Origin of the sequence: Myxococcus eversor (genome assembly GCF_010894455.1) — a bacterium.
Classification (GTDB): Bacteria; Myxococcota; Myxococcia; order Myxococcales; family Myxococcaceae; genus Myxococcus; species Myxococcus eversor.
Window position 1 is genome coordinate 425,290 of record NZ_JAAIXY010000001.1, and the last position, 21,437, is coordinate 446,726.

The 21,437-nt window shown below is 68.7% G+C and carries 16 protein-coding genes; 7 read left to right on the forward strand and 9 right to left on the reverse strand.

Features of this window, described 5'->3' with window-relative positions:
* Positions 1–19 precede the first annotated feature (19 nt).
* Positions 20–1,774, reverse strand: a complete 1,755-nt coding sequence (locus tag G4D83_RS01735; protein ID WP_163861882.1) for a M1 family metallopeptidase — start codon at positions 1,772–1,774, stop codon at positions 20–22.
* A gap of 125 nt (positions 1,775–1,899) precedes the next feature.
* On the opposite strand from G4D83_RS01735, the gene G4D83_RS01740 reads away from it, so the two are divergent.
* Both G4D83_RS01740 and G4D83_RS01745 read left to right on the forward strand, forming a co-directional pair.
* Positions 1,900–4,290, forward strand: coding sequence for a 3-hydroxyacyl-CoA dehydrogenase/enoyl-CoA hydratase family protein (locus tag G4D83_RS01740; RefSeq protein ID WP_163861884.1), 2,391 nt, complete (start codon positions 1,900–1,902; stop codon positions 4,288–4,290).
* 77 nt (positions 4,291–4,367) lie between these two features.
* Positions 4,368–5,540: a thiolase family protein gene (locus G4D83_RS01745; RefSeq protein ID WP_163861887.1), complete on the forward strand. Its 1,173-nt coding sequence runs from the start codon at positions 4,368–4,370 to the stop codon at positions 5,538–5,540.
* Between the two features lie 105 nt (positions 5,541–5,645).
* On the opposite strand, the gene G4D83_RS01750 is transcribed toward G4D83_RS01745, so the two are convergent.
* From G4D83_RS01750 to dgcN, 3 genes are all read right to left on the reverse strand, one after another.
* Positions 5,646–7,487, reverse strand: a complete 1,842-nt coding sequence (locus G4D83_RS01750) for a MutS-related protein (protein ID WP_163861890.1) — start codon at positions 7,485–7,487, stop codon at positions 5,646–5,648.
* Positions 7,488–7,600: 113 nt separating this feature from the next.
* The gene (gene dgcA / locus G4D83_RS01755; protein WP_163861893.1) at positions 7,601–8,587 is read right to left on the reverse strand and encodes an N-acetyl-D-Glu racemase DgcA; all 987 of its coding nucleotides are present in this window, start codon (positions 8,585–8,587) and stop codon (positions 7,601–7,603) included.
* A gap of 8 nt (positions 8,588–8,595) precedes the next feature.
* The gene (dgcN, locus tag G4D83_RS01760; protein ID WP_163861896.1) at positions 8,596–9,612 is read right to left on the reverse strand and encodes an N-acetyltransferase DgcN; all 1,017 of its coding nucleotides are present in this window, start codon (positions 9,610–9,612) and stop codon (positions 8,596–8,598) included.
* 207 nt (positions 9,613–9,819) lie between these two features.
* On the opposite strand from dgcN, the gene G4D83_RS01765 reads away from it, so the two are divergent.
* Positions 9,820–10,914, forward strand: coding sequence for a vWA domain-containing protein (locus tag G4D83_RS01765; RefSeq protein ID WP_163861899.1), 1,095 nt, complete (start codon positions 9,820–9,822; stop codon positions 10,912–10,914).
* 13 nt (positions 10,915–10,927) lie between these two features.
* Here the strand turns inward: G4D83_RS01765 and G4D83_RS01770 are convergent, their stop codons facing one another.
* Positions 10,928–11,356 (reverse strand): hypothetical protein, encoded by a 429-nt coding sequence (locus tag G4D83_RS01770; RefSeq protein WP_163861901.1) that lies wholly within the window; start codon positions 11,354–11,356, stop codon positions 10,928–10,930.
* 276 nt (positions 11,357–11,632) lie between these two features.
* Here G4D83_RS01770 and G4D83_RS01775 point away from each other — a divergent pair, with 276 nt between their 5' ends.
* Together G4D83_RS01775 and G4D83_RS01780 are read left to right on the forward strand one after the other, a co-directional pair.
* Positions 11,633–12,406 (forward strand): metallophosphoesterase family protein, encoded by a 774-nt coding sequence (locus G4D83_RS01775; protein ID WP_163861904.1) that lies wholly within the window; start codon positions 11,633–11,635, stop codon positions 12,404–12,406.
* Complete coding sequence (locus tag G4D83_RS01780; protein WP_163861906.1) at positions 12,406–13,002, forward strand: hypothetical protein; 597 nt, start codon at positions 12,406–12,408, stop codon at positions 13,000–13,002. Before G4D83_RS01775 ends, G4D83_RS01780 begins: the two co-directional genes overlap by 1 nt.
* Before the next feature lie 7 nt (positions 13,003–13,009).
* Here G4D83_RS01780 and G4D83_RS01785 read toward each other — a convergent pair whose 3' ends face one another.
* The gene (locus tag G4D83_RS01785) at positions 13,010–14,926 is read right to left on the reverse strand and encodes a sulfatase-like hydrolase/transferase (protein ID WP_163861908.1); all 1,917 of its coding nucleotides are present in this window, start codon (positions 14,924–14,926) and stop codon (positions 13,010–13,012) included.
* 158 nt (positions 14,927–15,084) lie between these two features.
* Between G4D83_RS01785 and G4D83_RS01790 the strand changes: the two genes are divergently transcribed.
* Together G4D83_RS01790 and G4D83_RS01795 are read left to right on the forward strand one after the other, a co-directional pair.
* The gene (locus tag G4D83_RS01790; protein WP_240356095.1) at positions 15,085–15,993 is read left to right on the forward strand and encodes a LysR family transcriptional regulator; all 909 of its coding nucleotides are present in this window, start codon (positions 15,085–15,087) and stop codon (positions 15,991–15,993) included.
* Positions 15,994–16,099: 106 nt separating this feature from the next.
* Positions 16,100–17,671, forward strand: coding sequence for an aromatic amino acid hydroxylase (locus G4D83_RS01795; RefSeq protein WP_163861911.1), 1,572 nt, complete (start codon positions 16,100–16,102; stop codon positions 17,669–17,671).
* A 264-nt stretch (positions 17,672–17,935) separates the two neighbouring features.
* Here the strand turns inward: G4D83_RS01795 and mrpC are convergent, their stop codons facing one another.
* The 3 genes from mrpC to G4D83_RS01810 form a co-directional block, all read right to left on the reverse strand.
* A complete protein-coding gene (gene mrpC / locus G4D83_RS01800) occupies positions 17,936–18,682 on the reverse strand; it encodes a Crp/Fnr family transcriptional regulator MrpC (RefSeq protein ID WP_163861913.1) in 747 nt (248 codons plus the stop codon).
* 264 nt (positions 18,683–18,946) lie between these two features.
* Positions 18,947–20,398, reverse strand: coding sequence for a sigma-54-dependent transcriptional regulator (locus G4D83_RS01805; RefSeq protein WP_163862762.1), 1,452 nt, complete (start codon positions 20,396–20,398; stop codon positions 18,947–18,949).
* A 13-nt stretch (positions 20,399–20,411) separates the two neighbouring features.
* The gene (locus G4D83_RS01810; protein WP_163861916.1) at positions 20,412–21,386 is read right to left on the reverse strand and encodes a sensor histidine kinase; all 975 of its coding nucleotides are present in this window, start codon (positions 21,384–21,386) and stop codon (positions 20,412–20,414) included.
* Positions 21,387–21,437: the final 51 nt, after the last annotated feature.

Sequence of the window (21,437 nt, forward strand, 5' to 3'; positions counted from 1 at the left end):
CAACGGTCCTCGCGCCTCTTCAGGCGCGGGACAGGATGAGCTCCACGCCCTGACGGGCGATGGGGTGGTAGCGCTCCGAGTACTTCTTGAAGAGCGAGCGCGCCAGGCCCTTGAACTCGCGTGACGAGCAGAGCACGCCGTACAGGGGCTTGAGGTACTTCATGCGGCCCACCTCACCCAGGAAGGCCTCGGTGCGGCCCACGGCCGGCTCCCAACCCACGCGCAAGGCCGCTACCAGCCACGCCACCAGCACCTCCGCGTTGCGGCTCTTGGTCAGCTCGAAGCGCTCGTCGAGCTGGCGGAACATGTCTCGCGGCGTGTCCGAGGGCAGCCACTCCAGGAAGAGCTGCCACTCCGCGGGCGTCCAGTCCTTCACCGCGTCCTTCGAAGGCACGGTGCCGCGCAAGCGGAGCAGCTCCTCCAGGCGGCTGGAGCGTGGTGAGGGCGCGCCCGCGGGAATGCCAGGGCGTTGCAGATAGGCGTCCGCGTCGACCTTCGCCAGCACGCCGGGCAGCTCGCGCTCGGTGAAGGCGATGAACTCCTCGGTGGTGAGGGCGCGGAAGCGGTACGTGGCCAGGTAGCGGCGCAGGAAGCCGTCGAAGGCGTCGCGCCCCACGGCGTCCTCCATGGCCCGGAGGAACAGGTACCCCTTCTCGTACGGAATCTGGGAGAAGGCCTCGTCCGGGTCCACGCCCGTCAGGTGCGTGCGCAGGGCCGTCAGGTGCGGGTGCTCGCGGAAGTGGTGCATCGCCTCCTCCAGCGCGCGGCGCCCCAGCGCGGCGTTGAGCGCGGCGACTTCCGGCCCCGCCAGCGCCTCCAGGATGCGGCGCTCGGCGAAGACGGTGAAGCCCTCGTTGAGCCAGAAGTGCTCCGCGGAGGCATTCGTCACGAGATTTCCCGTCCACGAGTGCGCCAGCTCGTGCGCCACCACGTTGACCAGGCTCTTGTCCCCGGCAATCAGCGTGGGCGTGAGGAACGTCAGCCTCGGGTTCTCCATGCCGCCGTACGGGAAGGACGGAGGCATGGTGAGCAAGTCAAAGCGCTCCCAGTCGTACGGGCCGAAGAGCGACTCGGCGGCGCGCAGCATGTCGTCCACGCCGGAGAACTCCTCGGCCGCGTCCTCCAGCAGCTCCGGCTCCGCCCATACGCGCGAGCGAGGGCCCAGCTCCTTGGGCGCCAGGCTGCCCACCGCGAAGGCCAGGAGATACGGAGGCACCGGCTGCGGCATCTCGTAGTGCTCCTCCGCCTCCACGCCGTGCTCCTCGCGCCGCAGGAAGCTGGCGGCCATGACGGCCTTGAGCGCCTTGGGCACTCGCAGCGACGCGCGGTAGCGGATGCGGATGCGCGGCGTGTCCTGCAGCGGCACCACGCTGCGCGCGTGGATGGCCTGGCATTGGCTGTACAGGAACGGGTGCTGCCCGCCCGCCGTCTGCGAGGGCGTCAACCACTGCAGCGCGCTCGCCGTGGGCGAGGTGCGGTAGTGCACCGTGAGCTGTCGCACCCCCGAGGGCAGCTCCACCCTCAACCGGCTCCCCAGAATCGGCTCCGGTGGGGCGAGCATGTAGGGCAAGGGGCGACCATTGCCGTCTACGACTCTGAGAATTTCCAGCTCCCGGGTGTCCAAATCCAGGGGCCCGGCCGAGGCCTCCTTCAGCGTCAGTGTTGCCTCCGCGTGCAGGCGGCGGGTCCGGAAGTCGACGCGAGCCTTCCAGTCCAGGGTTTCCGTCTCAGGCTGCGTGCTGTCGTTGTACGAGTGCGGGTCGGGGCGAGCCATGGAGGTCCGGTTTGTAGTCCTTGGGACGACGCATGGCGAGTGCTCCCACCTTCCGAACAGATTGACTTTCGGGTCAATCGCCTACATTTGTGCAGTCCCTTCTTCCCTCAAGGGAGCCTCTTCCAATGACGACGCGGATCCGCAAGGTAGCTGTGCTGGGCGCCGGAGTGATGGGCAGCGGCATCGCCGCCCATCTGGCCAACTCGGGCGTGCGCGCGCTCCTCCTGGACATCGTTCCGCCGAAGGCCGCACCGGGCGAAGACACTTCGACCAAGGCCTTCCGCAACAAGTTCGCCCTCGGGGCGCTGGCCAACATGCGCAAGCAGAAGCCCAGCCCCATCATGTCCGAGCAGGTGTTCACCGCCATCGAGGTGGGCAACTTCGATGACGACATGGCGAAAATCGCCGACTGCGACTGGGTCATCGAAGTGGTGAAGGAGGACCTGGCCGTCAAGCAGGCCCTCTTCGAGAAGGTGGAGAAGCACGCCCGCAAGGACGCCATCATCTCCTCCAACACCTCCGGCATGTCGATTGTCGGGATGACGCAGGGCCGTGGCGCGGCGTTCAAGAAGAACTTCCTCGTCACGCACTTCTTCAACCCCGTCCGCTACATGAAGCTGCTGGAGTTGGTCGCCGGCACGGAGACGGACCCGGCGGTGATGAAGACCATCCACCGCTTTGGTGAAGAGGTGCTCGGCAAGGGCATCGTCTACGGCAAGGACACCACCAACTTCATCGCGAACCGCATCGGCGTGTACGGGATGATGCGGACCATCGCGGCCATGGGCCCCGCGGAGCTGTCCATCGAAGAGGTGGACAAGATTTTCGGCCCGGCCATGGGCCGTCCCAAGTCCGCCGTGTTCCGCACCGCGGACATCGTCGGTCTGGACACCTTCGTCCACGTGTCGAAGAACTGTTACGACACGCTGACGCAGGACGAGGAGCGTGAGGTCTTCGCCATCCCCGGCTTCCTCCAGAAGATGGTGGAGAAGGGCATGCTCGGCGACAAGAGCGGCGGCGGCTTCTACAAGAAGGACAAGAGCAGCGGCGGGAAGGAGATCCTCGCGCTGGACTTGAAGACGCTGGAGTACCGGCCGCAGGCCAAGGTGCGCTTCGAGTCGCTGGGCGCCGCCCGCGAGGTCGAGAACGTCAAGGAGCGCGTCGCCGTCGTCATGAACGGCACGGACAAGGCCGCGAAGTTCGCCGAGCAGGTGACGCTGGACGTGCTGGCGTACACCAGCCGCCGCATCCCCGAAATCGCCGACGACGTGGTCAACGTGGACCGTGGCGTGCGCTGGGGCTTCGGTTGGGACCTGGGCCCCTTCGAGGTCTGGGACGCGTACGGCGTGAAGAAGGGCCTGGCGCGGATGAAGGAGCTGGGCCTCAAGCCGGCGAAGTGGGTGGAGGACATGGTGGCCACGGGCCGCGAGTCCTTCTATGGCGTGGAGGGCGGCAAGGACACGTACTGGGACATCCCCACGAAGTCCGTGAAGGTGGTGCCGGAGAACGCCCGCACGCAGCGCGTGGAGTACCTCAAGCGCGGCAACAAGAAGGTGGCCGGCAACGACTCCGCCACCCTGTGGGACTTGGGCGACGGCGCCACGCTGCTGGAGTTCCACACGAAGATGAACTCCATCGATGACCAGATCATCGAGATGATGAACACGGCGCTGGACGAGACGGAGAAGAACTTCAAGGGCCTCGTCATCGGCAACGACGGCTCCAACTTCTCCGCGGGCGCCAACATCGTCGCGCTGGTGTGGGCGGCGAAGAGCGGCCAGTACGAGGACATCCGCAAGCTCGTCACCGGCTTCCAGGCGGTGAACCAGCGCATGCGCTACAGCCCGGTGCCGGTGGTGACGGCGCCCTTCAACCTCACCCTGGGCGGCGGCTCCGAGGTGACGATGGGCGGCAACGCGGTGCAGGCGAGCGCGGAGCTGTACATGGGCCTCGTCGAGGTCGGCGTGGGCCTCATCCCCGGCGGTGGCGGCAACATGCAGCTGCTCCGCAACGTCTACGGCGCGTACTCCACGGACAAGGACTTCGATCCGCTGCCCTTCCTCAAGAAGGTGTTCCTGGCCATTGGCACCGCGAAGGTCGCCACCAGCGCGGAAGAGGCGCGGGAGCTGGGCTTCCTGTCCCTGACGGACGGCATCAGCGCGAACCGGGACTTCCTGCTGTCGGACGCGAAGGCTCGGGTGCTGGGCATGGCGGACGCGGGCTTCCGCGCGCCGCGTCCCACGCGCTTCCGGCTAGGCGGCCCCAGCGGCTACGCCACCATCGACATGATGCTGTACGACATGGAGATGAACGGGCAGGTCAGCGCGCACGACCGCAAGATTGGTCAGAAGCTCGCTCGCGTGCTCACCGGCGGCGACACCAGCACCTCGGCGCTCGTCACCGAGGAGAAGCTGCTGGAGCTGGAGGCCGAGGCCTTCCTGAGCCTGTGCGGCGAGGAGAAGACCCAGGACCGCCTGACGTTCATGATCGAGAAGGGCAAGCCGCTGCGGAATTGACGGCCGGCCGGTATCCATTGGCTACGACATAAATTTCGCTGCATGCCCGGGTACTCCCCGGGCAAGGAGACATCAAGATGCCTGGTCGAGTCGTGATTGCCAGCGCGGTCCGCACGCCGTTCACCCGCGCGCACAAGGGAGAGTTCAAGGACACCCGGCCGGATACGCTGGCCGCCATCGCCATCAAGGAAGCCGTTGCCCAGGTCCCCGGCCTCAAGCCGTCGGACGTGGAGGACGTCGTCCTGGGCTGTGCCATGCCGGAGGCCGAGCAGGGGATGAACGTGGCCCGTCAGGCCACGCTCCTGGCGGGGCTGCCGGTGGAAGTACCGGCGATGACCATCAACCGCTTCTGTTCCTCGGGGACGCAGGCGATTGCCCAGATTGCCGCGGCCATCCAGGCGGGGCACATCCAGGTCGGAATCGGCGGTGGTACCGAGTCGATGACGATGGTGCCCATGGGCGGCAACAAGGTCAGCGCCAACCCGGACATCATGGCGAACCACCCGGAGATCTACTCGTCCATGGGTGTGACGGCGGAGAACATCGCCTCCCGTCACAACGTGTCGCGTGAGGACTCCGACAAGTTCGCCGCGGAGAGCCAGCGCCGCGCTGCTTCCGCGCGGGAGACGGGCAAGTTCGCCGAGGAGATCGTCCCCGTCACCACCACCGTCTACGACGAGGATGGCAAGGCGCAGACGGTGACGGTGTCCGTGGACACCATCCTGCGTCCGGAGACGACGGCCGAGGGCCTGGGCAAGCTGCGCCCGGCGTTCAACGCCAAGGGCGTGGTGACGGCCGGCAACGCGTCGCCGCTGACGGACGGCGCGGCGGCGGCGGTGGTGATGAGCGAGGAGAAGGCGAAGGAGCTGGGCGTCAAGCCGCTGGGCTACTTCGTGGACTTCGCCGTCGCCGGCGTGCCTCCGGAAGTCATGGGCATCGGCCCGGTGCCGGCGGTGCGCAAGCTGCTCGCGAAGAACAAGCTCGAGGTGAAGGACATCGACGTCTTCGAGCTGAACGAGGCCTTCGCTCCGCAGGCGCTGTACTGCATCCGTGAGCTGGGCATCCCCATGGACAAGGTGAACCCGAACGGCGGCGCCATCGCCCTGGGCCACCCGCTGGGCGTGTCCGGCGCGCGGCTGGTCGCGACGATTCTGCGCGAGCTGAAGCGCCGCAACGGCCGCTACGGCGTCGTCACCATGTGCATCGGTGGCGGCATGGGCGCCGCGGCGCTCATCGAGCTGGCGAAGTAGTCGCCCGCTTCACCGACTGAAAGTTCGCGGGCCCCGGGGAAGTGCTTCCCGGGGCCCGTGTCGTTGCGGGGCTCGGAGGCTGGTGACGCCTCTCCATGCTCGAAGTCAGGAGACAGGGGCCTCGGGGTCGTCCACGGGGACACCGGCGAGGCGGAGGACTCGCAGCGCGTTGGTGGTGTCCACCACGCCATCGCGCAGCAGGTAGTCGAACACCATCTCTCCTTCCTCCAGGTGGTCCCTGAAGTGGACGTTGCGGACGTGGGCGTCACGCGTCTCTTCGGCCAGCGACGTCAGCGACAAATCGTGCGTCGTCACCGCGCCGGAGGCCCCGGTGGAGAGCAGGAGCCGGAGCACCTCGCGTGAGGCGAGCTGTCGCTCCCGGGTGTTGGTGCCCAGGAGGATTTCGTCGAGCAGGAACAGCGCCTGCCCGTTCGCCGCGCGCGCCGCGTCCAGCACGGCCTTGATGCGCTGCACCTCCGCGTAGAAGTACGACACGCCGCGCTCCAGCGAGTCCTTCACCCGCATGCTGGTGAGCACGTGGAGCGGCGACAGTCGGAACGACGCGGCGGACACCGGTGCTCCAGCGAGCGCCAGCACCGTGTTGGTGCCCAGGGCCCGCATCAGCGTCGTCTTGCCGCTCATGTTGGAGCCGGTGATGAGCAGGGCCTGCCGGGGGCCCGGCAGGGACACGTCATTGGGCACGGGGGCATCCAGCAGCGGATGGCCCATGACCTTCGCCTCGACGAGCGGCCCGGCGGCTTCCAGCGTGGGCCACGCGAAGGCGGGCCGGTCATGCGCGAGTCCCGCCACGCAGGAGAGCGCCTCCAGCTCCGCGAGCGCCTCGAACCAGTGCCGCACCCGCGCGCCGTGCTTCGTGCGCCAGCTCTCCAGGGCGAACAGCGCGTGGATGTCCCAGAGCGTGAGCCAGTGGATGATGGGGTGGAACTGGTGCCGCTTGAATTCGATGAGCGAGAACAGCCGGCTGAAGCGCTGGAAGTGCTTGGAGACGGGCGGCTCGCCCTGCTGCTGGAGTCCGGACTGGAGCTGGCGCAGGAGGGGATGCTCGAAGCGCTGACCTTCGACGCGCTCGAAGATGGGGGCGTAGCGGACGAAGCCCTGTTCGCCCTTCTCCACGCCTTCGTCCATCTTCCGCAGGGTGCGGCGGGTGGCCACGGCGACCGCGAGCTGCGCGGCGAGCCCCGCCCACACGGAGGAGCCGGGAAGCACGCCGACTTCGCCCAGGATGAAGAGCGTCAGCGTCACTGGCGGCAGGAGGATGGCGAGCGGGCGGGACCAGCGGATGGAGTCCAGCGAGGGCCCGGCCTCGGACCACTGGATGAAGAGGCTCGGGTCGGCCTTCTCCTTCGCCACCGTGCGTGCCTCCACGCAGAGGTCCTGTCGGAAGTCCACGAGCGGCGAAAGCTCCCGAGCCGCGCCCTGACGCGCTTGCACCACGTCCACCGGAGCAGGGGCCGACAGCCAGGCCGCGAGTCGCTCTTCGCCCGCGCGCGTGGCCGTCTCGTTCAGGAGCTGGAAGAGGCTGCCCTGCCCGAAGACGTCCAGGTCCGGCGTGTAGAGGTGGGCAGGGGAGGCGAAGCGCTCACCGCGCTCGGTGAACTCGTGCCAGCCGTGGCCCAGGCGCGCGAGGCCCCGCTCGTTGAGGGTGACGTACAGCCGTTGGCGGGCCTCGCGGCGGAAGATTTGATGGTGGAGGACCGCGAGGAGGCCGTAGACGACGACGGCGCTCACCGTGCCCCACCACCACGTCTTGGGCAGCCGCCCGGTGACGATGAGGCCCGAGATGATGGCCGCGACGAGGAAGGCCAGGGTGCGCAGGTTCGCGTAGCGGGCACTGACGCGGTCCAGGGCGGCCAGCTCCGCCTCCGCGGCGGCACGGCGCTCGGTGTACGTGTGGTGGGGGCTCGGGCTCGGGGCGTTCGGGGACACTGTGGCCGCGCATGCTGTGCTTCCAGCCCGCGCGGGGCAAGGGCTGGCTTTCCCCGGATGGTGTCGGGACGACGGAGATGGCCCTTCGCGAGGAGGCCCGGGGCTCGGTTGGCTCAGCCCCACAGCTCCCGGGGCGGCCAGAAGAGGGTGTTGCCCTCGAAGCGGATGCCCGGCTCGCGGTCCTTCGCGAGCAGCAGCGGGCCGTCCAGGTCCACCACCTCGGCGCCCTGGGCCACCAGGACGGCGGGAGCCATGGACAGCGAAGTCGCCACCATGCAACCCACCATGAGCTGGAGTCCGTGCCCGCGTGCCTCGCTCGCCATGGCCAGGGCCTCGGTGAGCCCTCCCGTCTTGTCGAGCTTGATATTCACCGCGTCGTACTTGCCCACGAGCGTGGCCAGTCCGTGCCGGTCATGCGCGGACTCGTCGGCGCAGACGGCCACGGGACGTCGCAGTCCTCGCAGGCCCTCGTCGTCGGACGCGGGCAGCGGTTGCTCCACCATCACCACGCCCATCTCGGCGCAGGCGGCGAGCAACGTGGGGAGTTCGCGGGGCGCCCAGCCCTCGTTGGCATCCACGATGAGGCGACTTGCGGGAGCACCGAGACGGATGGCGCGCAGTCGCTCGATGTCCCCTTCGCCCCCGCGGCCCAGCTTCACCTTCAACAGCGGACGGTGCGCGGACTTCTCGGCGGCCCGCCCCATGGCCTCGGCTGTGTCCAGGCTCAGTGTGTACGCGGTGACGAGCGGCTGGGGCTTCGACATTCCGAGCAGCTCCCAGATGGGCTTGCCGCACTTCTTCGCCTCCAAATCCCACAGCGCGCAGTCCAGCGCGTTGCGCGCGGCCCGGGGCTCCAGCACCTCCGGGACACCGTCGCGGCCCACGCCGCCCTCGATGCTCGGCCGGGCGATCTCCAGCGCGCGCAGCACGCCGTCCACCGTCTCTCCATAACGCCCGTAGGGGACGCACTCGCCGCGCCCCACCGCGCCGTCCTCTTCGAGCGTGACGACCACCACCTCGGCCGTCGTCTTCGAGCCCCGGGAGATGGTGAAGCTGCCCGCGATGGGCCAGCTCTCGTGCCTGATGGTGAGCTTGCGCATGGCTCGGGTCAGCCCTTCGCGGGGTAGCGGCGCACCAGCTCGTCGACCAGCGGGCCGACTCCGGTGCGGATGGGGTCCACGCAGGGCAGGCCGTACTCGCGTCCGGTCCGCTCCAGCAGCGCCAGGGCATCCTGCTCGGACAGGTGCTCGGTGTTGATGGCGAGCCCCGTGCACTGGATGGCCGGGTTGGTGAGCTGCCCCTCCAGCACCGTGCGGTCGATGACGGCCTGGATGGAGGGCAGGGCGTGCTGGACGCCGCGCATCTTCGTCCGCGTGGGCTCGTGGCAGACGATGAATGCATCGGGTTGAGCGCCGTGCATCAGCCCCAGCGTCACGCCCGCGAACGAGGGATGGAACAGCGAGCCCTGGCCTTCCACCAGGTCCCAGTGGTCCTCGTCGTTGGCGGGTGACAGCCACTCCGCCGCGCCCGCGACGAAGTCGGACACCACCGCGTCAATCGCCACGCCCCGGCCGGAGATGAAGATGCCCGTCTGGCCCGTGGCGCGGAAGTCCGCCTTGAGGCCCCGGGCGCGCATCGCCTTCTCCAGCGCGAGCGCCGTGTACTTCTTTCCCACCGAGCAATCCGTGCCCACTGTCAGCAGCCGCAGGCCCTGCCGCTTCGTGCCCTTGCCCGTGGCGAAGTCCATGTCGGGGATGCGCACGTCGTGCAGCTTCCGGCCATTGCGCGCCGCGGCCTCGGCGATGGCGGGGAAGGAGGCCAGCCGCTTGTGCAGCCCCGTGGCCACGTCCATCCCCGCGTCCAGGGCCTCCACCAGCTTGCTCACCCAATGCTCGGGGAGCACGCCCCCCGCGTTGGCCACGCCGACGATGAGCGTCTGGGCGCCCTTCGCCTTCGCCTGGGCGATGTCCAGGTCCGTCAGGCCACAGTCCGCCTGACAGCCGGGGAGCCGGAGCTGTCCCACGCACCACTCGGGACGCCAGTCGACGATGCCGTGCGCCGTCTTCGCCGCGAGCTGGTCGGGTACATCCCCCAGGAACAACAGGTAGGGCTTCTGGATCTCCACCAAGGTCCTCCCCGCGCCCCGGTCTGGGGCTGTGGCGAGGCTATTCAGCACGCCCCCGACAGGCCCGCAAGGTCATCTCGGCCCCCTGTCAGGAGGGGCCCGTTTCGCCCCCGGAACCACCCCACGCGTAGGCCCGTCCGAGCGCCCGGAAATGTCAGACCCACCGCGTATTCTTCATCCCATCGCAGCACACGAGGGGAGCGAAAAATGGCCGCGTCAGTCATTGATAATCGCGTCGAGATTGTCTTCAGCTTCGACACCACCGGCAGCATGTACCCTTGCCTCGCGCAGGTGCGAAAGAAGCTGCATGGCACCGTGTCCCGGCTGATGAAGGAGATTCCCGGCATCCGCATTGGAGTCATCGCGCACGGCGACTACTGCGACGCGGGCTCGACGTACGTCACCAAGATTCTCGACCTCACGGACGATGCGAACGCCGTGGTGCGCTTCGTGGACAAGGTGGGGCAGACGGGCGGCGGTGACGCGCCGGAGTGCTACGAACTGGTGCTGCGTGAAGCGCAATCCCTGTCGTGGACGACGGGCTACCAGCGGGCCTTCGTGCTGATTGGCGATGACGTGCCGCACGGGCCGTCGGACAACCCGAAGCGGCTGGACTGGCGCAAGGAAGTGGACGCGCTGGGTAGGATGGGCGTCCCGGTGTACGGGGTGCAAGCGCTGGCGCGGCGCCACGCGACGCCGTTCTACAAGGAGCTGGCGGAGAAGTCGGGCGGCTTCCACCTGAGCCTGGACCAGTTCGCGCACGTCACCGACATGCTGCTGGCCGTCTGTTACAAGCAGTCGTCCGACGCGCGGCTCCAGGCCTACGAGACGGAGGTTGCGAAGGAAGGGCGCATGAGCCGCGGGCTGAACGCCATGTTCAGCACCATGCTCCAGCGCAAGACGGAGTCGCTCTACGGAGAGACGGACCTGCGCGCCGTGCCGCCCGGCCGGTTCCAGTCGTTGGAGGTGGACGGCGACATGCCCATCAAGGCCTTCGTCCAGGAGAACGGGCTGGGCTTCAAGACGGGCCGGGGCTTCTACGAGTTCACCAAGACGGAGACCATCCAGGGCCACAAGGAAGTGGTGCTGATGGACCGCAAGACGGGCGACTTCTACAGCGGCGAGCGGGCGCGGGAGATGCTCGGGTTGCCGCCGGGAGAGACGGTGCGCATCCGCCCCGCCAGCCTGGAGAAGTACGTCGTGTTCGTGCAGAGCACCTCGGCCAACCGCAAGCTCGTGAAGGGCTCCAAGTTCCTCTACGAAGTGGAGGACTGGGACGGCGCGAAGGCGCTCGCGGCCTGAGTGGGCCTCTGGTTCAGCGCACCCACTCGGGGACCACGACGCACAGCAGGCCGAGGCCGGCCGATATCACGGCCAGCGCGAACAGGATGGGCGCGACCACGCGCCGCTGGGACACGCCCGCGGTCCTCATCAGGCCCATGACCGCCCACGGTCCCATCAAGGGGACGAGGGCGGCGGTGGACCAGAAGCCGCCGCAGTGCGACAGCAACCTTTGCACCAAAGGACTCCGGGGGCGGGACATCAGGCGTCGCCACGCCGCCAGTCGCTCCAGTCCATCCCAGCCCAGGTCCACGACGAGGACCTGGAGGTAGCCCAGGGGCACGCAAGCGAGGACCACCGCCCACGCTGGATAGCCCAGGCCGAAGATGCCCAGCGGCACGGCCGCGAGGACGCCACCCACCGGGCTTGCCGCCACCAGGGCGAAGGAGAGCAGTCGTCCCACGGCTTCACCACCCGGGCTTCGTCGCGTCCCTCCGGGCATGACCTCCCGCCTGGAGCATATCCCGGACAGGTCGTGGCCTCATGACACGTGTGTGACTCCCACGCGCCACGGGCATCAGGGATGAAGCAGAGAACAGCGTCAACGCACGGGAGTGCTTGCTGCGTGAGCGGTGACTGTCGAGCACGTGATGTTTCTCATGAGTGGATGTTTCATCCACTGGGGCGGCCCTGCGCCAAGGGTTGAAGAGGGAGCAGCCCATCGTTACCTGGGACGACGGTGAGGTCCTGGGTCCCATGGCTGCTGGTGCTCTGCGCCGGCTGCGACGTCTTCGAGCTGCACCCCTATGAAGTCCGAGGGGGTGTGCGTGACACGAATGCGCGGGCGGTCGAACGACTCGAGCGCAACGTCAGTGGCGGGGCCTTCCGCTTCGTGGTGCTGGGGGACATCGGCGTCTACCAGGACGACACCGTCGACGCGGTGAGGGACATCGCGCGGCGGGACGTCGACTTCGTCGTGCAGATGGGGGACCTGACGGAGTTCAGCTCGGCCCAGGAGTACCACTGGGTGGCGGACCTGCTCGGTGAGTCGGCGGTGCCGACGCTGGCCGTCATCGGCAACCATGACCTGCTCGGCCAGGGGAAGGAGCTCTTCCTTCACCACTTCGGCCCGACGTTCCTGAGCTTCGAGCACGGAGGGAGCCGGTTCATCCTCTTCGACTCCAACTCCCGCGAGTACGGATTCCCAGGCAACGTGCCGGACCTGGAGCAACTGCGCTCGGCGCTCGGTGAGGTGCCCGGCGGCGGGCATCTGTTCACCTTCTCGCATGTGCCGCCCGGGCACGCGGACTTCGACGCGTCACTGACGGAGCCCATCGAGCAGCTCCAGGCGGAGCGCGGAGTCTCCATCTCCTTCCATGGTCACTCCCACCGCTTCAGCACCGACGCGCGGCGGGGCGTGCGCTACTTCTGCACCGATGCGCTCGAGATCCACAGCTACCTGGTGGTCACCGTCGAGGGCGACTCGGTGAACGTCGAGCAGGTCTCCTTCTGATGGCGCGCCCCTGGCTCGTGGGAGGATTGCTGGCATCGCTGCTGCTCACGGGGCGCTCGGCGCGAGCGGAGTCACCGGAGCAGGCGGCGGCACCGTGGTACGTGCCGGACCACGCGGCGCTCCAGTTCGCCGGCTCCATCGGCATGCTGGCGGCGGGGCCGGGGTGGGCCTTCCTGGATGAGCAACTGGAGCTGGAGGTGCTCGTGGGCTGGGCGCCCAAGGCGGTGGTGGGCGCGGACTTCGTCACCCTCACGCTCAAGGGCCAGTGGCACCCGTTCCACCTCACCCATCGCGAGTGGAGCTTCCGTCCGTTCACCGTGGGCGCGGCCTTCAGCTACACCTTCGGCGATGACTACTACCTGACGCTGCCGGACCGCTACGTCTCCGGCTACTACTGGTTCAAGACGGCGTTGAGGCCCGCGCTGCTGCTAGGCGGGAGCGCGGGCCGGTCCGTGCCATCGCTCGGCCTGCGGCACCTGGAGGGCTACTACGAACTGGTGGCCACGGACTACCGCATCGTCCAGTTCCTCCAGAACCCGAGCACCGTGAAGACGGGCCTGTTCACGCTCGCGCTCGGAGCGCGGGTCCGCTTCTGAGCGGCGTTCAGCGCGGAGGCTCGGTCGCCGTCGCGGGGCTGGTGCGAGGCTCGGCCTCACCCTGCGCGCCGCCGCCCCGGAGTCGACGGAGGATGCGAGGGGCCTCGGCGGCGAAGCGCTCCCGCGCGTCTGTCAGCGGGCGGTCCCACAAGTCGCTGAGCTCCGTGCCGGGGAGCCCCGCTCCGAAGCGCACCTTCAAGTCCCGACCGATGAGCGCATAGCGAGCCTCCCAGCCGATGGTGGTGAGCAGGTAGCGCCGAGGGTCCGGTCGGCTCATCGGAATCCCGTCACCCAGTTGCTCGGGTGTGTGGGTATCGCCCAGCAAATCGAACAGGGTGGGCACCAGGTCGATGTGGCCGGTGACGGCGTCAATCTGACCCGTCGGGAGCTGCTCGTCGAACACGAGCATGGGGACATGGAGCTGCAGCTCGGTGACGTCGCTGGCGTGGCCGACGCGGCCGTGCTCGCGGAACTCCTCACCATGGTCTCCAGTGAAGACGACCAGGGGGCGAACTCCTCGCACGGCCTCCCACTGGCTCAGGAGCTCCTCCACCTTGGTGTCCACCTCGTAGGCGGAGTTCCAGGCGCGGGCCTTGAGGTGCTCGGCGGGGACACGCGCGGTGGCAAGGCCTCCCTTGCCGTCCCAGGCGGGGGTGAACACCGCGGAGCGCTCCGGGTAGTCGTAGTCGAAGTGCGTGCCCGCGAAGAACACGAAGGTGAACAGCGGCGTGTCCCTGGGCGTCTTGCGCGCCAGGTCCAGCGCGTCCTTCACCATGGCGGTGTCCCGCAGGTGGCTGCGGCCCTCGTAGTCCGTGCGCAGGCCGCCCTGCACGTCGCGGAACACGGTGTCCTTCAGGCCCATCCAGTCCACCGAGGACGCGGCGAAGAAGGCCTGGCGGTAGCCATTCTCCCGGAGCGCGGGGAAGAGCAGCGGCGCGCGCCCCGCGCCCACCACCGCGTCGCGACGCTGCGCCTCCAGTCCGAAGAAGAGGCTGAAGAGGGAGTAGTCCGTGGAGCTGGCCGCGCTGTGGTGGTGCAGGAAGCGCGTGCCGTGCTCCGCCCTGCGCCAGAGGTGGGGCATGACGTCCGCGCGGAAGAAGTCGTCGCGCAGGCTCTCCACCAGGATGAGGACGATGTCGGGCCGGCGGGTGAAGCGCACTGAAGCGGGGTCGATGGTCGACGCGGGGATGCCGGCTTCGGGGCTCACGCCCAGCCGCAGCCCGGACGCGGGAGGCCGGTTCGTCAGCCGCATGAGCAGCGTGTTCATCCTCACGGGGGGCTGCAGGGGCAGGGTGGTGGCCGCGTGCAGCACGGCGCCCCCGTGGGCGAAGACGAGCCACGCGCTCGTCAGGCGCTCCACCCCGGCGACCACGACGAGGATGGCGATGAGCCGACCCAGGTGACGTGGACCGGGGATTCGCCGAAGGAAGTGCACGCCCGCCCAGGCATCCAGCGCGAGCACGCCCAGCGTCGCCGCGCCCAGGAGCGCCAGTTCATGCGGCGCGAGCCCCGTCTCCGCGAGCGCGCGCGGCTGTAGCGCAACGGCGAGCACCAGCCCGTTGATGTGGAATCCCAGCGACGACAGCACCAGCGCGTCTACCCCGAGCAGCGCCACGCCCAGCGCCACGACGATGGGCAGGGCCAGCGCATAACGCCGCCCGAGCAACACCAGGGGCAGGGTGGCCACGAAGGTGAGCAGTCCCAGGAACAGCGCCTGGATGACGCCGCCCACCAGCAGCACGGGCCGCAAGGTGCTGGCCAACCGCCCCACGGAGTCGAGCAGGGGAGCCCCGAAGAACAGCAGCGCGAGCAACCCGTGCAACGTGCACCAGAGCAGCGCGGGGCCCAACAGGGGCAGGGCCCCGGCCCACCGCTGGCGGAGCCTCTCTGCGGGAGTGACGGTGGCGGGAGGCATCCGAGACATCGCGCACCCTGCTAGCCCGCCAGGGGCGGATGTTCAAGGAAGACAGGGCCGCCCGGCCGCCCCCTCGCAGTGGAGGCGCGCCGGGGCGACGCGAGTCCTCGGGTGGGTCTTTTCTCATGCCTCGTGTCCGGCGGCTCGCCGGTGCCAGGATGGGGTGCATGCCGCCACGCAAGCTGGTGCGACACCTCGTCTGGCTGGAGTCCTTCACCGCGGCCGTGGAGGCGGGCAGCATCGAATCCGCCGCGGAGCACCTGGGCGTGGCGCGCTCCGTGGTGAGCGAGCACATCCGCGCGCTGGAGATGGCGCTGGCCGAAGGCGCCACGCTGCTGGAGCGGGGCCCCGGCCGACGCCTCCAGCTCACCGCCCGGGGTGAGCGCCTCTTCGCCGGCACGCAGACGCCCCTGCACCAGCTCGACATGAAGCGGCTGCGTGATTTGGCCAGCGCGGAGCCCGTGGTGCGCCTGGGCCTCAACCCCACCCTGTCGCTCTCACTGCTGGGCAAGGTCGCGCGCGACGCGGCGGCCACCGGCCTCAAACTGGTGCTCAGCTTCGGCGGACCGCACGAGCTGACACGACAGGTGCAGACGCGCCAGTTGGACCTGGCGTTGGACTTCACCCCGCTGCCGCCGCACGAGGGCGTGGAGTCCGAGTCCCTGCTGCGCATGTCCTTCGTCGTGCTCGCCGGCCCGGACAGCGCCCTGGCGAGCGCGGCCTCGTCCCGACGGGCGCTGCACGTGAGGGATTTGAACGGACAGCCCTTCGTGGACTGGCTGCGGGACGACCCCTATGGCGGCGCGAACAGCGCGCGCTTCACCGCGCACGGCGTCAAGGTGGCGGAGGTGGCCCGCGTGGAGAGCTTCCTTCTCCTCTACGAACTGCTGCGCGCCTTCAAGGCCTGCGCGATTACGCCGGACCTGCGCCCCATGCACCCGTTTCCCCCCGACATCCACGCCTGGCCCTTGAAGGAAGACGAGCCCCAGGCCGTGGAAGTCGTGGCCCTCTGGCCCTCCGGCTCCCTCAGCCCGGGCGCCGCCACCGTCTTGGACGGACTGCGTCAGCGCGTGTGAATGCTCGTCGTTAAATCGACGAAGATGTCGAATTCTGCCGGTTTTCCGGAGCAGAGCCCGTCTGTATCCTCTCCTGACTGAAAGTTTTCACCAGGAGTGCCCGGATATGACGCCAACGGAACTGACGATATCGCGCCTGCCGCCGCATCTGCGGCGCTACGTGGTGAGCCAGGACTACGACGCGTATACGCCGAGAGACCACGCCGTCTGGCGCCACATCCTGGGCAAGCTGCGCGGTCATCTCTCGCAGCGGGCGCACTCCGTCTATCTGGAGGGGCTGGCGGCGACGGGCATCAACCTGGAGTCCATCCCCAGCCTGGACGAGATGAACGAGCGGCTGTCGCGACTGGGCTGGGCGTGCGTGGGCGTGCGCGGCTTCATCCCGCCGGCCGTCTTCACGGAGCTCCAGTCCCTGGGCGTGCTGGCCATCGCCTCGGACATCCGCACGCACGAGCACATCGAGTACACGCCCGCGCCGGACATCGTCCATGAGAGCGCGGGCCACGCGCCCATCATCGCCAACCGGCGGTACTCGGAGTACCTGAAGGCGTGCGGCCTGGTGGGCTTCAAGTCCATCGCGAGCGCGGAGGACCAGGCCGTCTTCAACGCCATCCGCAACCTGTCGGTGGTGAAGGAGGACCCGGACGCGAGCGCGGACGAAGTCTCCCACGCCGAGGCGCGGCTGGAGGCGGCGAGCGCCAGTCGTCGGTATGTGAGTGAGAGCACGCGGGCGACGCGGCTGTACTGGTGGACGGCGGAGTACGGCCTCGTCGGGGGCCTGGAGTCGCCTCGCATCTACGGCGCGGGGTTGCTGTCGAGCATCGGCGAGGCGGCACAGTGTCTGACGCCGGCCGTGCGCAAGCTGCCGCTCGGCGTGGCGTGCGTGGACACGGACTTCGATATCACCCGGATGCAGCCGCAGCTCTTCGTGGCGCGGGACTTCGAGCACCTGTTCGAGGTGCTGTCCGAGTTCGAGTCCACGCTGGCGTGGAAGCGCGGCGGCGACTTCGGGCTGGAGGTGGCCCGTCAGGCGCGCACGGTGAATCACCTGGTGCTGGCGGATGGCCGTGAGGTGACGGGTCTCGTGCTGGACACGGTGGCCGCGCCCGCCGAGGTGGCCCCGGGGCTCACCACCGCGCTGGTTCGGATGGAGGGTCCGGTCCTCACCTCGCGCGGTGGCAAGGGGGACGGGAGTCGGCCATGGAACGGTCCGGCGCTGGTGGCCTTCGGTGCGGGCCAGCTCCCGGAGCGCGGAACGTTCAAGTTGTCGTTGGCCAGCGGACTGGAGTTGGAGGGCTTCGCGGCGGGCGGAGGCGAGGTGCTGGCGCTGCGGGCTCGACTCGCGGGCCGCGCGCTCGACGTGCCCGCGGTGACGAAGCTCTTCGTCACCACGCACCTGCCCTCGGTGGCGGGTGGGCCGGCCGACCCGGCGACGTGGGACAAGTGGTTCGGTGAGCTGGAGGCCTTCGCGGAAGGTGACGGCGAGTCGAAGGCCCGGGAGCGCAAGGCGCTGGCCCTGCACCCGTCGCTCGCGGCGCTCTACCGGGAGGTGCGCACCTTGCGCGACTCCGGGCAGGCGAAGCAGGAGCGGCTCTCGCAGATCGCCGCCGCCGCGACGGACTTCCAGGACGACTGGCTCTTGCGCACCGAGGTCGAGGAGCTGAAGGTCCGGGCCTGAAGTCGCTGCTCGGCGGGTTTACGTTCCGTCGAATGTCACGTCGGGAGGCGTTCCAGCTTCCGGCCGCCGGGCGTGAGCGCTGTCGAGCGTCACGCCTCCATGTCGCGGAGGCAGGCGCCCGGCACCTGGGGCGCGCGGGCGCGTGCCTCGCTCAGGGTGTGCCGTCCCCCGCAAACGACGCGGGCCCGGCCACGTGGACATCCCGTGGTCAGGCCCGTCGTTGACGTCAGGTCTCCCGCGATGCGCGCGGAGGACTGTCGGTGCTCACTTCTCCTTGGAGGCAATCTTCCGCAACGCCTTCTGGTCCCTCACGCAGAGGATGCGGCCGACATTGCCGAGCACGCCCTCGCGCTTCATCTCGTTGATGAGCGTGGACACGAACGAGCGCGACGCGCCCACCAGGTCCGCCAGGTCCTGCTGCGTGATTCCGCGCAGGTCCGTCTCACCGCCGTGGGGGCAGCGCTCACCGTGCGCCTCCACCAGCGTCAGCAGGGTATCCGCCAGCCGCGCGGGCACTTCCTTGAAGGTCAGCCCCAGCACGCGCTTGCGCAGGGCACGCACGCGCTCGGCGTAGGCGCGCACCACGTCCACCGCCAGCGCGGGCCGGGCCTCGAGCTGCGCGCGGAAGTCGCGGCCCTCGATGCTCCACACCTCGGCCTCGCCCGCGGCGATGGCCATCTCTTCAATCGGCGTCCCCTCGGGGCGGAACAGCTCGCCGAACAGGTCACCCGGGCGGAGGATGGACACCACCGAGCGGGTGCCGTTCTTGCCAATGCGCATCAGCCGCACGCGGCCGGACTTGAGCAGATAGACGCGGTCCGTGCTGTCGCCAGGGCGGTAGATGGTCGAGTTGTGCGGGAAGGACTCGACCTTGAAGTAGCCCTTGAAGTCGATCGCTTCCTGGCCCGGAACCAGCTTGTTCGCGGTGACCATCATCCCGGAGCTGGTTGCCTGGAGCGGCGCCACGACGTTGGAACCGATGGGGCCGAGGGGGCGATTGAAACCGTGCATGGCATTCACTCCGTGGAAAGCAATCGGGGGTAGGACCGGCCGCCTGCTTCAGCGGCAACGGGACTTACCTTTTCCAAGGAACGTGCCAGCCGGGAATGAAGTGCTCCGGAAGGAACACATCCAGGAATGCCGGGTACTTAGCGCTAGAGGCCCGTAGCACCCACCTGTCTGTGTCCGAAACCTGAAACAAAACGTTCAAACAGTCTGATCATGTTGAACGAAACGTTCAAAGGGCAGGGCCCATTGTCGCGACCCGGACAATGTTCACGGGTCGTCCTTCACGGTGAACCCGTGCCCTAAAGGGTTCTGTCCCTGTGAAAGATTGTACTTCTGCAGTTTGCGCTCAAGGGTGGGGCGACTGATTCCAAGAATCTGGCAGGTGCGACCCTTGTGCCCCTTTGTGACGGCCATGGCACGGGCGATCAGCATCCGTTCGGCCTCATCGAGCGTGGGGATGAGGCTGGCGTCATCCACCGAGGGGGCGGTGAACATGAGGGTGTTGTTGGCGGCGCGGACCGACTCCGGGGAGGGCGGGATGTCCAGCGTGGGCAGGTCGTCCCCGCGCAACACATCGCCCGGCGCGAGCACCACGGCGCGGGTGAGCACGTTCTCCAGCTCGCGCACGTTGCCCCGCCAGGGCAGGCGCGTCAGGCGCTCCATGATTTCGGTGGGCACGCGGGTGACGCGCTTGTGCACCTTCTCGTTGATGCGCTCGAGCAGGTGTTTGACGAGCAGCTGGATATCCTCGCGCCGCTCTCGCAGCGGGGGAATCAGGAGGGTAATCACCTTGAGGCGCTGGTAGAGGTCCTCGCGGAAGCGGGTGTGCTCCACCTCCTCGGAGAGGTTGCGGTGGGTGGCGGCGATGACGCGGGCGCGCAGTTTGATTCGCTTGACGCCGCCCACGCGCTCGAACTCGCGCTCCTGGAGCACGCGCAGGAGCTTCGCCTGGAGCATCATCGACATGTCGCCAATCTCGTCGAGGAAGACGGTGCCGTCCTCGGCCAGCTCGAACTTGCCGGGCTTGCCCGCCGTCGCGCCGGTGAAGGCGCCCTTCTCGTGGCCGAACAGCTCGCTCTCCAGCAGCGTGTCGACGATGGCCGAGCAGTTGATGCCGATGAAGGGCCGGGGCTCGTCGTACGAGTAGTTGTGGATGACGCGGGCGATGAGCTCCTTGCCGGTGCCGCTCTCGCCGGTAATCAGCACGGTGGCGTGGCTGCCCGTCACCTTGCCAATCTCCTTCACCAACTGCTGCATGGAGGGGCTGGTGCCGACGATGTCGCCCAGGCGCACCGCGGCGTTCTCGCGGTTCACCTCGTCCGCGCGGCGCGACAGCTGGCGGTACTCCAGCGCGCGCTCGACGACGAGGTCCAACGCGGCCGGGTCGGCGAAGGGCTTGTGGATGTAGTCGAAGGCCCCCGCCTTCATCGCCCGGATGGTGGTCTCCATGTCGTGGTAGGCGGTGACGAGGATGATGCGCGCGTCGCCGCACAGGCCCTTCATCTCCTCGATGATCTCCAGACCGGTGCGGTCCGGCAGCATCATGTCGAGGATGACCACGCTGGGCATGGAGTCCTGCGCGGCGCGCAGACCCGCGGCGGCGCTGGTGGCCGTGGCCACCTGGTAGCGCGGCTGGCCGTCGTGCTCAATCTCCTCGAAGTGCATCTTCAGCGTCTCGAGGAGAGACACGTCGTCATCGACGATGAGAAGGGTCTCCATCATGGCTTCCTTCTCAGGTGGCGAATGTGAGCGTGAAGACCATTCCGGGCTCGGCGCTGCCTTCGGCGGCGACGTCCCCTCCTTGTCCCATCATCACCCGCCGCAGCGCCGCGAGTGACAGCCCCGCGCCGCGCGCCAGCCTCGAGCCGAAGGGCTCGAAGAGGGTGCCGTTCTCTTCCGGAGGAAGGGCGGCGGCCGGGTCCTTGAGTACCATCAGCACGCGGCCCGGCGAGCCCCGGCGGAGGGTCACCTCCACCGGACTGTCCTCGGGCCGACCCATGGCCACGTTGAGCAACACCTGGGCGAGCACGGGGCGCAGCCGGTTGGGGTCCACGCGCACGCGCGGCAGCTCGGCCTCCTCGTCCACGCGCACCTCGATTCGCCGCTCGGCCAGTTCCGGCGCCACCATGCCCGTGGCCTCCTGAATCACCGAGCGCAGCACGTGCGCGTCGATGTTGGGCGTGGTGTCGCGGCCGTACTCGGACAGGAGCCACAACATGCGCTCCATGGTGCGAATCTCGCGGTTGGCGATGGTCAGCCGCCGCCTGTCCCGGTCTGACAGGCCGGTGTTCCGGGCCAGCGTCTGCACCGCCATCTTCACGGAGGACAGGGGGTTGCGAATCTCGTGGCTGAGCGAGCTGGACAGCCGGGAAATCTGTACCGGAGGGGCGCCTTCCAGGAGGACGTTGAGGTTCTGGACGCAGGCGCTGGCCTCGCCCTCGTCCATGCCGAGCGCCAGTCGCAGCGGTGTGGCGTCCTCGCTCCCCAGCTCCGAGGAGATGAACTCCACGGCGCGGCGGTCCTCGCGAGCCCGTGCGTCCAGCTCACGGGCCCGCTCGGGGGAGATGCCAAGGGCCAGGTGGAGAGGTCTGTCGAGCAGCTCCTCCGCGGGGCGGTGGAGCACGGCGGCGCAGTCTCCCTGCGCGCGGGTCACCCGCAGGCCAGGAGACCAGGCGAGCAATGCGGCTTGCAGGAGATGGGCGTTCATTGGTGGGTCCCGAACATAACGAGTAAGGTTCCGCGCTGTCCCCTTATGTCC

Excerpts from the sequence above, each read along its gene's own strand:
- G4D83_RS01735 (WP_163861882.1), bottom strand. The coding sequence starts at position 1,774 with ATGGCTCGCCCCGACCCGCACTCGTACAACGACAGCACGCAGCCTGAG.
- G4D83_RS01740 (WP_163861884.1), top strand. The coding sequence starts at position 1,900 with ATGACGACGCGGATCCGCAAGGTAGCTGTGCTGGGCGCCGGAGTGATG.
- G4D83_RS01745 (WP_163861887.1), top strand. The coding sequence starts at position 4,368 with ATGCCTGGTCGAGTCGTGATTGCCAGCGCGGTCCGCACGCCGTTCACC.
- dgcA (WP_163861893.1), bottom strand. The coding sequence starts at position 8,587 with ATGCGCAAGCTCACCATCAGGCACGAGAGCTGGCCCATCGCGGGCAGC.
- G4D83_RS01765 (WP_163861899.1), top strand. The coding sequence starts at position 9,820 with ATGGCCGCGTCAGTCATTGATAATCGCGTCGAGATTGTCTTCAGCTTC.
- G4D83_RS01780 (WP_163861906.1), top strand. The coding sequence starts at position 12,406 with ATGGCGCGCCCCTGGCTCGTGGGAGGATTGCTGGCATCGCTGCTGCTC.
- G4D83_RS01785 (WP_163861908.1), bottom strand. The coding sequence starts at position 14,926 with ATGTCTCGGATGCCTCCCGCCACCGTCACTCCCGCAGAGAGGCTCCGC.
- G4D83_RS01790 (WP_240356095.1), top strand. The coding sequence starts at position 15,085 with ATGCCGCCACGCAAGCTGGTGCGACACCTCGTCTGGCTGGAGTCCTTC.
- G4D83_RS01795 (WP_163861911.1), top strand. The coding sequence starts at position 16,100 with ATGACGCCAACGGAACTGACGATATCGCGCCTGCCGCCGCATCTGCGG.
- mrpC (WP_163861913.1), bottom strand. The coding sequence starts at position 18,682 with ATGCACGGTTTCAATCGCCCCCTCGGCCCCATCGGTTCCAACGTCGTG.
- G4D83_RS01805 (WP_163862762.1), bottom strand. The coding sequence starts at position 20,398 with ATGGAGACCCTTCTCATCGTCGATGACGACGTGTCTCTCCTCGAGACG.
- G4D83_RS01810 (WP_163861916.1), bottom strand. The coding sequence starts at position 21,386 with ATGAACGCCCATCTCCTGCAAGCCGCATTGCTCGCCTGGTCTCCTGGC.